The organism is Paenibacillus sp. FSL L8-0502 (genome assembly GCF_038593055.1).
GTDB classification, from domain to species: Bacteria; Bacillota; Bacilli; order Paenibacillales; family Paenibacillaceae; genus Paenibacillus; species Paenibacillus polymyxa_D.
In genome coordinates this window covers 5161559-5177955 of sequence record NZ_CP151958.1, presented here as the reverse complement: position 1 = coordinate 5177955, position 16397 = coordinate 5161559, and the positions used below count along the sequence as shown (strand labels likewise).

Annotated in this window: 13 protein-coding genes; 12 read left to right on the top strand and 1 reads right to left on the bottom strand. The window is 47.3% G+C overall.

Annotation, left to right across the window (positions count from 1 at the left end; genetic code table 11):
- Positions 1 to 336: 336 nt before the first annotated feature.
- From raiA to NSQ57_RS22615, 5 genes are all read left to right on the top strand, one after another.
- Complete coding sequence (gene raiA, locus NSQ57_RS22635) at positions 337 to 897, top strand: ribosome-associated translation inhibitor RaiA (RefSeq protein ID WP_342425326.1); 561 nt, start codon at positions 337 to 339, stop codon at positions 895 to 897.
- 412 nt (positions 898 to 1309) lie between these two features.
- Positions 1310 to 3760: a preprotein translocase subunit SecA gene (secA, locus tag NSQ57_RS22630; RefSeq protein WP_342425325.1), complete on the top strand. Its 2451-nt coding sequence runs from the start codon at positions 1310 to 1312 to the stop codon at positions 3758 to 3760.
- A gap of 225 nt (positions 3761 to 3985) precedes the next feature.
- Positions 3986 to 4120: a hypothetical protein gene (locus tag NSQ57_RS22625; RefSeq protein ID WP_280921432.1), complete on the top strand. Its 135-nt coding sequence runs from the start codon at positions 3986 to 3988 to the stop codon at positions 4118 to 4120.
- 152 nt (positions 4121 to 4272) lie between these two features.
- Positions 4273 to 5386, top strand: a protein-coding gene (gene prfB / locus NSQ57_RS22620; RefSeq protein ID WP_141695457.1) for a peptide chain release factor 2 whose coding sequence is annotated in 2 segments (ribosomal slippage) — positions 4273 to 4344 and positions 4346 to 5386 — 1113 coding nt in all. Because the reading frame shifts where the segments join, the coding sequence is not laid out codon by codon here.
- A gap of 97 nt (positions 5387 to 5483) precedes the next feature.
- Positions 5484 to 6383: a YitT family protein gene (locus NSQ57_RS22615; RefSeq protein WP_342426138.1), complete on the top strand. Its 900-nt coding sequence runs from the start codon at positions 5484 to 5486 to the stop codon at positions 6381 to 6383.
- 99 nt (positions 6384 to 6482) lie between these two features.
- On the opposite strand, the gene NSQ57_RS22610 is transcribed toward NSQ57_RS22615, so the two are convergent.
- A complete protein-coding gene (locus NSQ57_RS22610; protein ID WP_165146250.1) occupies positions 6483 to 7397 on the bottom strand; it encodes an SMP-30/gluconolactonase/LRE family protein in 915 nt (304 codons plus the stop codon).
- Between the two features lie 418 nt (positions 7398 to 7815).
- Between NSQ57_RS22610 and argC the strand changes: the two genes are divergently transcribed.
- The 7 genes from argC to argH all read left to right on the top strand — a co-directional run bounded on the left by argC (position 7816) and on the right by argH (position 16276).
- Positions 7816 to 8865, top strand: a complete 1050-nt coding sequence (argC, locus tag NSQ57_RS22605) for an N-acetyl-gamma-glutamyl-phosphate reductase (protein ID WP_342425324.1) — start codon at positions 7816 to 7818, stop codon at positions 8863 to 8865.
- A 105-nt stretch (positions 8866 to 8970) separates the two neighbouring features.
- Entirely contained in the window at positions 8971 to 10197 is a 1227-nt protein-coding gene (argJ, locus tag NSQ57_RS22600) for a bifunctional glutamate N-acetyltransferase/amino-acid acetyltransferase ArgJ (RefSeq protein ID WP_069010676.1), read from the top strand.
- Between the two features lie 118 nt (positions 10198 to 10315).
- Positions 10316 to 11155 (top strand): acetylglutamate kinase, encoded by an 840-nt coding sequence (argB, locus tag NSQ57_RS22595; RefSeq protein ID WP_029514564.1) that lies wholly within the window; start codon positions 10316 to 10318, stop codon positions 11153 to 11155.
- A gap of 55 nt (positions 11156 to 11210) precedes the next feature.
- Positions 11211 to 12473, top strand: a complete 1263-nt coding sequence (locus tag NSQ57_RS22590; protein WP_342425323.1) for an acetylornithine transaminase — start codon at positions 11211 to 11213, stop codon at positions 12471 to 12473.
- Positions 12474 to 12521: 48 nt separating this feature from the next.
- Positions 12522 to 13478 (top strand): ornithine carbamoyltransferase, encoded by a 957-nt coding sequence (argF, locus tag NSQ57_RS22585; RefSeq protein ID WP_039271452.1) that lies wholly within the window; start codon positions 12522 to 12524, stop codon positions 13476 to 13478.
- 63 nt (positions 13479 to 13541) lie between these two features.
- On the top strand, positions 13542 to 14777 hold the full coding sequence (locus tag NSQ57_RS22580) for an argininosuccinate synthase (RefSeq protein WP_069010680.1): 1236 nt from the start codon (positions 13542 to 13544) through the stop codon (positions 14775 to 14777).
- Positions 14778 to 14863: 86 nt separating this feature from the next.
- Entirely contained in the window at positions 14864 to 16276 is a 1413-nt protein-coding gene (argH, locus tag NSQ57_RS22575) for an argininosuccinate lyase (RefSeq protein WP_013312248.1), read from the top strand.
- Positions 16277 to 16397: the final 121 nt, after the last annotated feature.

Below are 16397 nucleotides of genomic sequence, written 5' to 3'. Positions count from 1 at the left end.
AAATTGTCTGGGTTGTAACCAGGCCTTGCATACCGCACAAGTCCATGTACCTGTCCAGCGGGAAAGGGACACCCCCTTTTTCGATAAAATCGCTTAGCATGAAGCCCAAAATAGTTGTTTGTCATGACGTCAGCGGAGCAATATTCGTATATGCACTCATTATTCACATATGTATGCAAGTCGATTTTAAACATACCTGTTTTCAAAGAATGACGTTATGGGAAGCGTTTTAGCGAAAAAAGAAGAATTTTGTAAAATAGCTTCGAAATGTTGGTCTCTTTTTTTACTTGGCGTTAACATATGTGCTATACTGAAGGGGCAAAGGAGGCGTGCCCTATGAACTTAACAGTACGAGGTCAACAGATCGAGGTTACCGACGCTTTGAAGGACTACGTTGATAAGAAATTCAGCAGACTTGAAAAGTATTTCGATGCACCCCCGACGTCTGATGGAAGTGTAACGTTAAGCACAACCAGAGATTTGCACACTGTAGAAGTAACCATTCCTTTGCCGGGGCTTGTACTCCGTGCCGAAGACGAGAGCGATGACATGTATGCATCCATTGATGCCGTGGTAGACAAGCTTGAACGGCAAATTCGCAAGCACAAAACCAAGCTAAACCGAAAATTCCGTCAGGAAGGTAGTTTGAAAACACTTTTTGTGGAGGATTCGGCAGGTGGCGTGGCTGTTGCTGAAGATGAGGATGTAGAACTGGATGAGCTGGAAGTCGTCCGCACCAAGCGTTTCTTATTGAAACCTATGGATGTGGAAGAAGCTATTCTTCAAATGAACATGGTTGGACATAATTTCTTTGTATTTTCCAATATTGATAACGAAGAAGTTAACGTAGTTTACAAGCGCAATGATGGTAAATACGGTCTGATCGAACGGGAATAGCCTGTAAGTAGGAACTTTTCACATTTTAAAATGTCTAGAACGATTTCGATTGAAGTATGCTTCATGGATATTAGGAAAATGAAAACAAACACGAGCCTTATCCTTGCGAACCTGGCGGGATAAGGCTCTTTTATATGTTTTTTTGTAAATGTAAGGAAAATTCAACTTGGATAAGTGTAACCAAGTTGTGTATTTCGTGCGTCAATTGTTTTGGTATCTTTAACCGGATGCAAATCTGGAGGCTGCTTGTGTTGCGGCATGTCCTACAAACTGTTACAATTTATGCAAAGAACATCGCACGATGGGCTGGTACAGCCGGGCCTGTCAAACATATCGGGAATCAATTTCATCATGGACCCTTTCTAATTGTGAAATTGATTCTATTAATTGTTTTGCGCGAAAGGGGTAAACCATGCTAGGAATTGTTAAGAAAATCTTCGGAGATACCAATGAACGTGACGTCAAGCGTTTAATGAAGACGGTTGAACTGATCAATAAGATAGAGCCGGATTTTGAAAAGCTCTCGGATGAGGAGTTGCAAGCAAAGACGGCGGAATTTAAAGCTCGGGTCGAACAGGGGACTACGGCTGAAGAAATCTTGCCAGAAGCTTTTGCTACTGTTCGCGAAGCGTCCAAACGGGTGCTGGGTAAACGTCATTATGACGTACAGATGCTCGGCGGTATTGCGCTGCATGAAGGTAAAATTGCCGAAATGAAAACCGGTGAAGGTAAGACACTGGTAGGAACACTGCCGGTTTATTTGAATGCTCTGTTGGGCAAAGGCGTGCACGTGGTTACGGTCAATGACTATTTGGCGCAGCGTGACAGCGGAGAAATGGGACAAATCTACAACTTCCTGGGGATGACTGTAGGACTGAATTTGGCGAATATGGATCATGCCGCCAAGCAGGCAGCGTATGCTTGTGACATCACATACGGTACAAACAACGAGTTCGGGTTCGATTATCTGCGCGATAATATGGTGCTTTACAAAGAGCAGATGGTACAACGTCCGTTGTTCTTCTGTATCATTGATGAAGTGGATTCCATTCTCGTCGATGAAGCCCGTACACCATTGATTATTTCAGGACAAGCTCAGAAGTCGACCGAGCTGTATTTTGCAGCTGACCGTTTTGTGAAGAGCCTGAATGTTGAAGAAGACTACACCCTGGATATTAAGGTGAAGTCAGTTGCATTGACCGAAAACGGCGTATCCAAAGCTGAAAATTTCTTTGGTCTCGAAAACCTGTACGATCAGGAAAGTGTTACAATCAATCACCACATTGTACAAGCATTGAAGGCTAATGCTATTATGCGTTTGGATGTGGACTATGTCGTGGCTGACGGTGAAGTCCTAATTGTCGATGAGTTTACAGGTCGTTTGATGGCTGGACGTCGTTACAGTGATGGTTTGCACCAAGCTATTGAAGCAAAGGAAAACATCATTGTACAAAATGAAAGCATGACATTGGCGACAATTACATTCCAAAACTATTTCCGTATGTACCGCAAATTGGCGGGTATGACGGGTACAGCTAAAACAGAAGAAGAAGAATTCAAAAAAATATATGGTCTGGAAGTGCTCCAAATTCCGACGAATAAGCCTAACCAGCGTGTAGATATGCCTGACATAGTGTACAAGAGCGTGAAAGGCAAATTCCATGCTGTGGTAGATGAAATCCTGGAGCGTAACAAAAAGAACCAGCCGATATTAGTAGGTACGGTTTCTATTGAAAACTCGGAGCTTCTTTCTGAAATGCTGAAACGCAAAGGCGTTCGTCACAAAGTGCTTAACGCCAAGTATCATGCTGAGGAAGCTGAGATTATTTCCCGTGCAGGTGAAGCAGGCGCAGTTACCATCGCTACCAACATGGCCGGACGTGGTACTGACATCGTACTGGGTGAAGGCGTATCAGAACTTGGTGGTTTGCACATCATCGGTACAGAACGTCATGAATCCCGTCGTATTGATAATCAGCTTCGCGGACGTGCAGGACGTCAGGGTGATCCGGGCTCCACACAGTTTTACTTATCGCTGGGCGATGAGTTAATGAAGCGTTTTGGTGCGGACAACGTACTGAATATGATGGAGCGTTTGGGCTTCGAGGAAGACCAACCCATCGAAAGTCGCATGATTACACGTGCTATCGAATCAGCTCAAAAACGCGTCGAAGGCAACAACTTTGATCAGCGTAAAGTTGTTCTCCAGTATGATGATGTAATGAACCAGCAGCGTGCTATTATTTACAAACAACGCCGTGAGGTGCTGGAATCAGAGAACATCAAGGAAATTGTGTTTGACATGATCAAGCCTGTCATTGAGCGTGTGGTGGAAGCTCATTGCGGTGATGACATTCCTGAAAACTGGGAGCTTGAAGAAGTAGCAGAGTATGTGAATAACAACCTGCTTGAGGAAAATACACTTACACGTGACGACCTGTGGGGCAAGGAAAAAGAGGAGATCGTGGATATGATCTTCGAAAAAGTTACCGACAGATACCACAGCCGTGAAGAAATGATTGGCGAAGATATGGTACGCGAGTTCGAGAAAGTTATCGTACTGCGTGCGGTCGATAGCAAATGGATGGACCATATTGATGCTATGGATCAATTGCGTCAAGGTATTCACTTGCGTGCTTATGGCGGTACCGATCCTCTGCGCGAGTATCAATTTGAAGGCTTCGAAATGTTCCATGCTATGATTGCTAGCATCCAAGAGGAAGTAGCGACATACATCATGAAAGCACAAATTGAATCCAATCAAGAGCGTCAGGCTGTCATCGACGAAGACAAAATCTCGACGAGTGGTGAACCAGCTGCTCCTAAAAAGAAATCCGCTCCTTCGCGTCCGCGTAGAAAATAACGGATTGAAATTAAGGGAGAGTCTTGAGATACACTATTCCCTGCAGTGCATATAATGGCAGGCGGCAGTTCAACCACTGACCGTCGGCCATTTTGTGCCATACAGGGGATGCACTGATGTTTTCAGCTTATAGTGTTTTTGTTGGAGGATCAGTTTGAATATTTTTTTCTTGAGAAGATTGTCCCTATTTCTATAATTATGACAAGCAAGCGGGTCTTAGCTTGCTTGTCAGTTAATTCAGCTCTTGACTCGGCTCACATACCTGAGCCGATTATCTATAAGTCGTTTGACTTTACGGCGGTCGGTAGCGAAGTGAAGGATTTGAATCTGGAGAAGCGTCAGCGTTCGCCTTTGCAGTGAGATGCCCACCTTTGAATGTGTTAATCCAATCAAGGGCATCTCGCTGCAACAGCGATCGTAAGATCAAATCATTCGCGCAGCGTCTCTTCACCCAGCCGTAACTCACAACGCTTTTACTTCCCCTAACCATATATTAAAAGGAGAATGACAGCATGATTGATCCAAGTGTAAAGCATGATTTGCGAGAAATAGGCAAGAAACTAACAAACCTTAGGGGGTCTCTTTGACTTAGATCTCAAACAGGAAATGATCGCAAACTTTGAAGTAAAGATGGCTGCACCTGACTTTTGGGATGATAATGATAAAGCCCAAGGTGTAATTGCAGAAATGAACGCTGTTAAGTCTTCAGTAGACAGCTATGAACAGCTTCGTCAGGAATACGAAGATGCCGGCATGATGGCTGAGCTGGCTGATGAGGAAGGCGATGAAACACTGGCTGGAGAAATCGAGAATAGTGTCAGTTCTCTGCTGAGCAAGCTTCAGGAGTTTGAGTTGCAATTGCTTTTGAATCAGCCGTATGACAAACTTAATGCCATCCTGGAGTTGCATCCGGGAGCAGGCGGAACGGAGTCCCAAGACTGGGGACAAATGTTGCTACGGATGTATACTCGCTGGGCTGAAAAACGGGGCTTTAAGGTAGAGACCCTGGATTATCTAGCGGGTGATGAAGCAGGAATTAAGAGTGTAACACTTTTGATCAAAGGTTATAATGCCTATGGCTATTTGAAAGCGGAGAAAGGCGTGCATCGGCTTGTTCGTATCTCTCCATTTGATTCCTCCGGCCGTCGGCATACATCGTTCGTATCCTGTGATGTGGTGCCTGAAATTGCGGATGATGTGGACGTTGAGATCCGCACGGAAGATCTTAAAATTGATACGTACCGGGCCAGTGGTGCGGGCGGTCAGCATATTAATACGACCGATTCAGCCGTTCGGATTACGCATTTACCTTCCGGTATTGTCGTGACCTGTCAAAATGAACGCTCCCAGATCAAGAACCGAGAGCGTGCCATGACGATGCTCCGTTCCAAGCTCTACGAGCGTAAGATCGAAGAGCAGCGTCAGCATTTGGATGAAATCCGCGGAGAACAGTCCGATATTGCATGGGGCAGCCAAATTCGCTCCTACGTGTTCCATCCATACAGCATGGTTAAGGATCACCGTACTAGCGTGGAAACTGGCAACGTAGGGGCTGTCATGGATGGCGATCTCGATCCCTTCATCGATGGTTACCTGCGCAGCCAAATTAAGCTGGACGCAGAATAATAGCCTGTACGTTTTCCTACAGTCCGCAGACCATGTGCCTGCAGACTGTAGGAATTTTTGTGTAACGGTATTTTTTAATTAAAGGAGAACACGAATGATGCCTCAATTGAATCCTCCCGCTGCTCGCCGAAGACGACGCAAGCCTCTGATTGCCGCCAGCGGACCCGCACGCAACGTGACCGATATTTTGCTGATTATACTCGGCTCTTTCATTACAGCGCTGACCTTTAACATGTTCTTGCTCCCAAACCGGATTGCATCCGGGGGGGTATCGGGCTTGTCTATCTTGGGCGAGGAGCTGTTTGGCCTGGAACCAGCCTATACGCAGTGGGGAATGAATATTCCATTATTTATAGCAGGGGTCCTGCTGTTAGGGAAAAAATACGGTTTGCGTTCTCTGCTGGGAAGTATTATGCTGCCGCTATTCGTTTATGTTACGAAGGATTGGGCAGTTCCGACAACCAATCCGTTGCTGGCTTCGCTATATGGTGGAATCGGAGTAGGATTGGGTTTAGGTACCGTGTTTCGGGGCAGGGGCTCGACGGGTGGATTGGCTATTTTGGCGCAGATTATTCAAAAATATACGGGTTTTAGTCTTTCTCTCTGTGTTATGTTGATGGATGGCACGGTGATTACACTGGCTGGTTTCGCCCTCTCGCCGGAACGGGCGCTGTATGCGTTGATCGGCTTGTTTGTAACGGGTAAGGTCATTGATGCCGTGGAAATGGGATTGGGCTACTCCAAAGTGGCTTACATCATATCCAATCAGAAAGAAACGATCACGCAGGCTATTTTGCAGGATTTGAACCGAGGATTGACAGAGCTGGCAGGACGGGGCGGTTACACGAACGAAGAACGTCCTGTGCTTATGGTTGTAGTCGGACAAAACGAGGTAACTCGCCTTAAAACGCTCGTCCGCTTGGTAGACCCGGAAGCTTTTGTGATAATAAGTAATACTCGTGAGGTATTGGGTGAAGGGTTTAAGAAGGAAAGCTGAAACAAAGAGGGCTTTCTGGAGGCATGCTCTTAACTGAATCCATGCAGGAGAGCCCACTAATATAGTAGGCTCTTCTCTCTTCAGCATGCTTTACTAGATTCATTTTACCAATCGTTCAAGCCAATTTGCCGTTTGTCCTTGATTAAAATACGAGGTAGGCGTTCCTTTTACCCCTGTCTTGACCATAAATAGGCCGCCTGCTAAGGGTTGATCGGCACTATCATCATCTTGAGCAGTCGTAATATATAACTCATCCAGCTGTTCACCGCCAAAAGCGCACGAAGTCACACAATTGACGGGAAGTGATACCTCAGCAATTACTTCTCCATGAGCAGGATGGATACGGGAGACACGTTTACCACCCCATCTCGCGACCCACAACATGCCCTCTGCATCGATTGTCATGCCATCTGGATACCCTTCACTTTCATCCAATCTAGCCACCAGTTGCTTATTCCTAATAGTGCCTTGCACCACATCGTAATCGAAGGAGACCACCTCCAATGTTGGAGTATCAATGTAATACATTGTACGATGATCTGCGCTCCAGGCTAATCCATTAGATATGGAAGCTTTACCAACCAGTAAGGAGACCTTGCCTTTTGTGTTCAGACTATACAATGCTCCTTGCGCATGTTCGCCATTTAGACTCATGGTTCCTGCTAAAAAACGTCCGGCAGGATCGCATTTTCCATCATTAAAACGATTACCTAGTCTACCTTCCTCAGGATCATGAATTAATACTTTGGCCCCTGTCTCAATATCTAAACAATATAGACCGCTAATCAGCGCTACGATCACTTTATTTTTGAGATAAGGTACAACTGCACCAATATGTTCACCAACATTTATTGTACGATCTGTGCATGTAGAAGGATCGTAGATATGCAATTGAAAGCCTTTAATATCGACCCAAAATAAACGTTGAAACCGCTGATCCCAGCTGGGACCCTCGCCTAACTTTGCTTTTGCATCTATAACGATATTCGCTGTATATGTTTCGATGTGTAACACCCCTAACGTATAGGTTTATTTTCGACCCCAATTATCCGCTTCAGCGGTTCCTCTGAGCAGATTCACTAGATGCAGCGCATGTGATTTCCTCTTGTATGTAGTGCTACATGTACTCCCTTCATGTTCAACAAGTCCATAAAGTGCAGCAAATGACCAATCGAGATGAACTCCAATAAGTGAGATCATGTAAAGGGAATATCTCCCTTATTCTTTATGCAAAGTGGCAAGCTGTATTCAAGAAGTTCGCTGTCTATTTTTTTATTTACTTTATTATAGCTCGTATAGCTTGTCGGTCAAAAGAATAGACAAGAGCGCATATTTTAAATTAGGGGGAATAACATGACATGAGGTGTTGTATTTATATAAATAGAGTCGTATAATAATACATATTTCATACGAACGGAATGGAGGAAGGTCTGTGAGCAGCAAGTTAAAAGTGGCAATTGTCGGTTCCACCGGGTATGGCGGGGTGGAGCTGATTCGTTTTTTGGTTCATCATCCGCAAGTAGAGATTGTATCTGTTATTTCTTCGTCCAGCGCGGGTGTCCCAATCAGTGACGGATTTCCACATCTGACGGACATTGTGGTGCAGGATTTGGACGGTGTCGAAGTCCACGAAATTGCTGCTAAGGCCGATCTGGTTTTCACTGCTACGCCATCGGGCGTTAGTACCAAGTTAGTGCCGCAGCTTCTTGATGTCGGACTGAAGGTCATTGATCTTTCCGGGGACTTTAGGCTCCGAAGCGGGGAAATGTATGAAGCTTGGTATAAAAAGCCTGCGGCTTCCCCCGAATATCTCAAGCAAGCGGTATACGGACTCAGTGAGGTGTATGCAGAAAAGCTGGCGGGCGTTTCTTTTATTTCAAATCCGGGCTGTTATCCGACTGCAACATTGCTGGGGATTATTCCTGCGCTGAAAGCGGATTGGATCGACCATCGGTCGCTGATTGTGGATGCCAAATCCGGGGTATCCGGCTCGGGTAGGGGAACAAGCCTCGTTTCGCACTATGCGGAAATGAACGAGAATTTTAAGGCTTATAAGGTGAATAAGCACCAGCACATCCCTGAGATCGAACAGGTACTGGGCGATATTGCGGGCGAGGACGTTACGATTACGTTTACAACACAACTTGTTCCCATGACCCGAGGAATTATGAGTACGATTTATGTCACGCTGAAGGGTGACCATACAGATCAAGATCTTATCGGGTTATACCGGGATTATTATAAAGGCCATCCTTTTGTCCGTGTACGTGGCGAAGGTATATGGCCAGCAACGAAGGAAGTAATGGGTTCGAATTACTGTGACATCGGTTTTGCAGCAGATGCCCGAACCGGGCGTCTTACGATTATTTCTGTCATTGATAATGTTGTGAAGGGTGCCGCTGGGCAGGCGATTCAGAATTTAAATTTGATGATGGGATGGGAGGAGAACCTCGGGCTAGGCTTCATACCGGTATATCCGTAAGTAGCAAGTAACTGCAACATGGATACGGATAACGGCAGCGAGCGGGAATTTGGAATACAAACAGCTGTCATTCATCGAATATGTTGCGAACGAGGGCACATAATTATGGGCAAAGTAGAGTTTACAGTAGTGAACGGGGGTAACATCGTAACTCCGCGTGGTTTTACAGCCGGAGGATTACACTGCGGGCTAAAAAATTCGAACCGCAACGATATGGGCGCGATTCGTTGTGAGGTAGAAGCGACAGCTGCTGCGGTGTACACCACCAATGTGTTTCAGGCTGCACCGCTGAAGGTGACCCGCGAGAGCTTGGCAGATGGTCGATTGCAGGCAGTAGTGGTGAACAGCGGAAACGCCAATGCCTGCACGGGACAACAAGGAGAGCAGGATGCCTACGCTATGCGTTCGGCTGCGGCTCATGAACTGGGTGTTGCTGAGAGCAATGTAGCCGTCGCCTCGACAGGCGTGATCGGCGAGCATTTGAAAATGGATTGTGTGCTTGAAGGTATATCCTCCTTACCTGACCGTATGAACGGGGCAAACGATGGAGCAGAGCAATTTACCCAAGCCATTCTGACAACGGACTTGGTTAAAAAGGAAGCATGTGTGGCGGTTGAAGTGGACGGTGTGACCGTGCACATCGCCGGGGCGGCCAAGGGATCGGGCATGATACATCCGAATATGGCAACGATGCTCGCTTTTATGACCTGTGATGCAGTAATCGGACAGACGGCGCTTCATCAACTATTAAAGCAGGCAACGGATACCAGCTTTAATATGATTACGGTGGATGGGGATACGAGCACGAACGATATGCTGATTGCTATGGCAAGTGGGCTGGCTGGCAACCGTGAACTGCACGTAGGGCATCCCGATTGGGACGCTTTTGCCGAGGCGTTCACCTATATCTGCCGAGAACTGGCGAAGGCAATTGCTCGCGATGGAGAGGGTGCTACGAAGCTAGTAGAGGTGTCTGTAAGCGGAGCGGTAAGCGATGCGTCCGCTCAAGCGATAGCCAAGACGGTGGTTGGGTCTAGTCTGGTCAAGTCAGCCGTCTTCGGAGCAGATGCGAATTGGGGACGGATTATTGCGGCCGTAGGGCGTGCTGGAGAGCCAGTTAATCCAGAAACGGTAGATATTCGCTTGGGTGATATTGTTGTGCTAAGCCAATCAAGTCCGGTCGCTTTTGATGAAGAAGAGGCGCTAGCCTATTTGCGGGGAGATACGGTGCAAATTATTGTTGATTTGCATCACGGAGACGGAACCGCTACAGCATGGGGCTGTGACCTAACCTATGATTATGTGCGGATTAACGCAGCTTATCGGACATAGATACCCGAATAAAATACGGATTGAATAAGGATAGTAGTTAATAGAAGCAAAGAGCGGATATAAGTCCAGCATCATTTAAAAATTGCACGGATATGCGGAGAAGAAAAGGAGAGATGATATGCAATCGGCAGTGGAACACGCGGATCAAGCGAATCATGCGGGAGTGGCACGTCGTAATTTTGTGATGAAATGCGGAGGAAGTACGCTGGCTGCGTTACCTGATTCCTTTTTTGAAGATTTGGCGCGTTTGCAGTCGGAAGGTCTTCAACCTGTCATTGTACATGGCGGTGGCCCTGCGATCTCCGACAACTTGGCGAAGCTGGGGATCGAAACAGAGTTCATTCATGGATTACGCAAAACGACCGAACCCGTGCTGGATGTCGTGGAGATGGTACTGGCGGGTAGCATTAACAAGCAGATTGTACGTAGAATAGGACTGCATGGGGGCCGAGCGTTGGGGTTGTCAGGTAGTGATGGTTATTTAATCGAAGCCAAGCCTGTGTCGAATGCTGCTGAGGTCGGTTGGGTCGGAGAGGTAACATCTGTTCAAGCCTCGATTATTACAGGTGTCCTGGATATGGACTATATGCCTGTAATTGCCCCCATCGGGATTGATCGATCTGGTCAGCGTTACAACATTAATGCGGATACAGCGGCGGGTGCGGTAGCCTCTCATCTGGGGGTCAGTCGGATGATCGTCGTTACAGATGTACCAGGCATATTGAAGAAGTATGGCGGAGAAAAGAAAGTGCTGGACTCTATCACCGTACAGGAAATTGAGGATATGATTAGCACAGGTGAAATATATGGGGGTATGATCCCGAAAGTGAGAGCGGCTATTGCCTGTATCCACGGCAAAGTGAAGGAAGTCGTCATTGTGAACGGTAGCGAACCGCAGGTACTAAGTCGTGTGCTAGGCGGAGAATCGATTGGAACACGCATCGTGCGTATGCAGTAATTGTAATATATATAGCTCGACCTATATAACCAAACGATAAAGGAGCGTGAACATAATGAGTAAGGAACCGAATACGCTGGTGAGCAAGGAAATGCCAAGTACGGATGGAAGTGGAGTGCAAGCGGAAATGGAGCCGGCAAAAACGCAGACAAATAGCTCTCTTTTTCCAAACTACGCAAGATACCCGCTTACACTGGTGAAAGGACAAGGAAGCTGGCTGTGGGACGATCAGGGCAAGCGTTATCTGGATTTCATGTCAGGCATTGCCGTTACCAATCTCGGCCATGCGCCTCAAGCAGTAGCTGAACGATTGAAAAAACAGATCGATGAATTGTGGCATGTATCCAATCTGTTTCATATTCCAGGGCAAGAACGGGCTGCTGCCTTGCTGACAGCAAATAGCAGCGCAGATGCCGTGTTCTTCTGCAACAGCGGGGCCGAAGCCAACGAAGCTGCAATTAAGCTGGCACGTCGTTACCACCAGAAGGTAAAGCAGACCGGTCGCTACGAAATTATTACGTTCACGCAATCCTTTCACGGACGGACGCTGGCAACCTTGACCGCTACGGGTCAGGACAAAGTGAAAGAAGGCTTTTTACCGCTTCCCGCCGGATTCAAAAGCGTTCCGCTTCATGATCAGGCTGCGCTCGAAGCAGCCATCAGTGAGAATACGGCGGCAATTATGCTGGAAATGGTGCAAGCCGAAGGCGGCATGTATCCGGTAGACCCTGCTTTCGTAGATGTGATCACAAAGCTATGCCGCGAGCATGGTTTGCTGCTGATCATTGACGAAGTGCAAACAGGTATGGGACGGACGGGCAAGCTGTTTTCCTTTGAGCATTATGGTATAGAGCCGGATATCTTTACATTGGCGAAAGGACTGGGCAGTGGGTTCTCTGTGGGTGCGATGCTAGGTAAAGGATATTTGCGTGAAGCGTTCACAGCGGGCAGTCATGGTTCTACCTTTGGAGGTACGCCACTTGCTATGGCAGCGGTTCAAGCTACTATTGAAACGATTATTGATGACAAGCTGCCAGAACGTGCAGCTGAGATGGGAGATTACCTCTTCCATAGTCTGCAAAAGCAGCTTGGAGATAGTCCTTTTGTAAAGGATATCCGTGGAAAAGGTCTGATGGTCGGCATTGAGTGTGTAGAACCGGTAGCGGAGCTTGTTTTGGCAGGACAGAAGAAGGGCATTCTGTTCATTACAGCAGGACCGAACGTGATTCGTCTGTTGCCTAACTTGTATGTAACGAAAAACGAAATAGATCAGGCTGTAACATGGATTGCTGAATTGATTCGGGAGCATGTGGCTTAGTGTAAAGGTTAAATTATCCTAGACTAGAGTGTAAAAGGAGACGATAGCATGAGCCAGGGCGGCGCACTGCAGCAGATGAATTTGAAAGGGCGGGACTTCCTGGAGCTGGACGATTACTCGCCAGAGGAAATCCAGTATTTAATTGATCTCGCTGTTGAAATTAAGCGTAAGCATAAAAACGGGGAAACCTATCAGCCGCTAAAAGGGAAAACGCTCGGACTGATTTTCGAGAAATCCTCTACACGTACACGGGTATCTTTTGAAGTCGGTATGTATCAATTGGGCGGGCATGCTCTTTTCCTCAGCAAAAATGACATCCAGCTGGGACGCGGCGAACCGATTAGCGACATGGCCCAAGTCATGTCACGGTATCTGGATGGCATTATGATTCGTACCTTTGGGCACGATAATGTGGTAGAGTTGGCACGTTATGCATCCGTTCCTGTGATCAATGGATTGAGTGATTTGGCGCATCCGTGCCAAGTGCTAGCTGATTATCAAACCTTGTATGAGCAAAAGGGCAAGCTAAAAGGGCTCAAATTGGCTTATATCGGAGACGGCAACAATATGGCGCATTCTCTCTTGATTGGTGGAGCGAAGCTCGGAGTGCATGTCTCCATTGCAAGTCCAGCTGGATACGAGCCTAACCCGAGTGTGGTCGCAGCTTCCCGTGAAATTGCCAAACAGACAGGTAGTGAGATCGTTATAACCCAAAGTCCGCAGGAAGCAGTACAAGATGCGGATGCGATCTACACAGATGTGTGGGCGAGCATGGGGTTTGAGGAAGAGCAGAAGGAGCGGGAGCTTGCTTTTGCCGACTTTCAGGTGAATGAAGAGCTGGTCAAGCTGGCAAAGCCGGATTATTTATTCCTGCATTGTCTCCCTGCGCATCGTGGGGAAGAAGTGAGCGCAGGCGTAATCGATGGTCCGAATTCGGTCATCTTTGATGAAGCAGAAAATCGTCTGCATGCGCAAAAAGCGCTGTTAGTTGCTTTAATGGCATAAGATTGATAGGTATTGATAGGTAAAGAAGATAAAGGCTAGAAGCATTCGGGGAGGACTTTAACAATGGCAAAAGAAAAAATCGTACTCGCATATTCCGGCGGTCTGGATACGTCGGTTATTCTGAAATGGCTCAAAGAAACTTATGATGCTGAAATCATCGCTTTCACCGCAGATATTGGTCAAAAAGAAGAACTGGACGGTTTGGAGGAAAAAGCACTCGCTACAGGGGCTTCCAAAGTGTACATTGATGATCTGCGTGATGAATTCGCCAAGGATTTTATCTATCCGATGTTTCAGGCGGGTGCCTTATATGAAGGACAATATTTGCTCGGAACGAGTATTGCACGTCCATTGATCGCTAAGCGGATGGTCGATATTGCGATTGCCGAGGGAGCAACAGCCATTGCTCACGGGGCAACAGGCAAAGGTAACGATCAGGTACGCTTCGAGCTGAACGCGGCGGCGTTGACGCCGGATATCAAGGTGATTGCACCTTGGCGGCTGGAAGAGTTCCGCAATCAGTTCCCGGGCCGTGCAGAAATGATTGCCTATGCGGAAAAACACGACATTCCGGTAACTGCTTCTGCAGCCAAGCCATACTCCATGGACCGTAATCTGCTGCATATCAGCTATGAAAGCGGCGTGCTGGAGGACCCTTGGTTTGATCCAAGTGCTCCTGAAAATAAAGAAATGTTCTTGCTCAGTAACGCGCCTGAGGACGCTCCTGATGAAGCAGAATATTTGGAGTTGGAATTTGAAGCAGGTAACTGCATCGCTTTGAACGGAGAACAGCTTAGTCCATTGCAAGTGATGGAAAAACTGAATGAGCTCGGCGGCAAGCATGGTATCGGACGCGTGGATATGGTGGAAAACCGTTTTGTTGGTATGAAAAGTCGGGGAGTCTATGAGACGCCGGGCGGTACGATCCTGTTCACAGCTCACCGCAAAATGGAATCCATCACGATGGATCGCGAGGTTATGAATCTGCGTGATAGTCTGATTACCCGTTATGCTACCTTGGTTTACAACGGTTTTTGGTTCGCACCGGAACGTGTCGCTTTGCAGGCTCTGGTTCATGAGAGTCAGAAAAATGTTAGTGGTACCGTGCGCGTGAAGCTGTACAAAGGCAACATTATCGGCGCAGGCGTTAAAAGTCCGGTTAGCTTGTACAATCCGGACATTGCGACCATGGAAGCCGATCCGACACAAGCCTACGATCAAGGCGATGCAACAGGCTTTATCCGCTTGAATGCTCTGCGTTTGAAGGTTAACGCGGGTGTAACACAAAATCATAAATAATGATGTAACCTAAAAAATGTACGGGATGCGGGCCGTTCTTGTCCAAACGACGAGGGCGGCTTGTATTGCAGAGAGGGGATCATACAATGAGTAAGCTATGGGGCGGACGGTTTACGAAGCAAACGAACAAGCTGGTAGAGGAATATACGGCTTCTATCGGGTTTGATCAGGCGTTGGCGGAAGAAGATATTCAAGGCAGTTTGGCTCATGTGGCCATGCTGGGAAAATGTGGAATTATTCCGCAGGAGGATGCAGACACGATCAAGGAAGGACTGCACACCGTTCTGGAGCGTATCCGCCGTGGGGAAATTGAATTTTCCGTTTCGGATGAGGATATTCACATGAATATCGAAAAAAATCTAATCGAGGCCATTGGTCCGGTCGGGGGTAAGCTGCACACTGGGCGTAGCCGTAACGATCAGGTAGCAACGGATATGCACTTGTATTTGCGCGGACGAGTGGTATCGCTGGTGGGTATGCTGCATGATGTACAAGCTGCATTAATCGGCCAGGCAAAGGATAATCTGGACACGATTGTACCTGGATACACACACTTGCAGCGTGCGCAGCCTATTTTATTTGCACATCATCTGCTGGCGTATGTGTCTATGCTGGAGCGTGATATTGACCGACTCAAAGACAGCTACAAGCGGATTAACGTGTTGCCGCTTGGCGCGGGTGCTTTGGCCGGGACCACTTTTCCGATCGACCGTCATTTTGTAGCCGAGCAACTGGGATTTGATGGCGTATATGAAAATAGCCTCGATGCCGTCAGCGATCGGGATTTTATCGTAGAGTTCCTGGCTGGCGCCTCGCTGATTATGACGCATTTGTCTCGTCTGAGCGAAGAATTGGTGCTATGGAGCAGCACGGAGTTTGGTTTTGTCGAGCTGGATGATGCTTTTTGTACAGGCAGCAGCATTATGCCGCAGAAGAAAAATCCGGACGTACCGGAGTTGGTACGTGGTAAAACCGGACGTGTCTATGGAAACCTCGTGGGCTTGTTGACTGTATTGAAATCCTTGCCGCTGGCATACAACAAGGACATGCAGGAAGACAAGGAAGGGATGTTCGATACCGTTGCCACGCTGGAAGGAGCCTTGCAACTGTTCGCACCGATGATCGCCACGATGAAGGTGAACAAGGATCGCATGCGTCAAGCGGTCAACCAGGACTTCTCCAATGCAACGGATATTGCGGACTTCTTGGTCGGCAAAGGGCTTCCGTTCCGTCAGGCGCATGAGGTCATTGGCAAAACCGTACTGTATTGCATCCAGCATGGAAAATATTTGCTTGATCTGACACTGGACGAATTTCAGCAGTTTTCGGATTTGTTTGATGAGCGTATCTATGAGGTACTTCAACCGGAAGCGGTAGTGAATGCACGGAATGTATATGGTGGAACCGCTACCGGTCAGGTACAGGCAGCCATTGGGCGCAGTGAACAGCTCCTGGCGAATACATCAACATGGTTTGAAGGGCACAAGCCGAAAAATTAATCAGTAAAGAAAGATATTATTCTCTTGCACAGTAGCGGTATACTGTGTAAAATCAAATTTTAAGGAATTAGCAATCAAAGATTCTAAGGCACCGTTCGCGGTGTCTTTTGTGCTTTTTGGG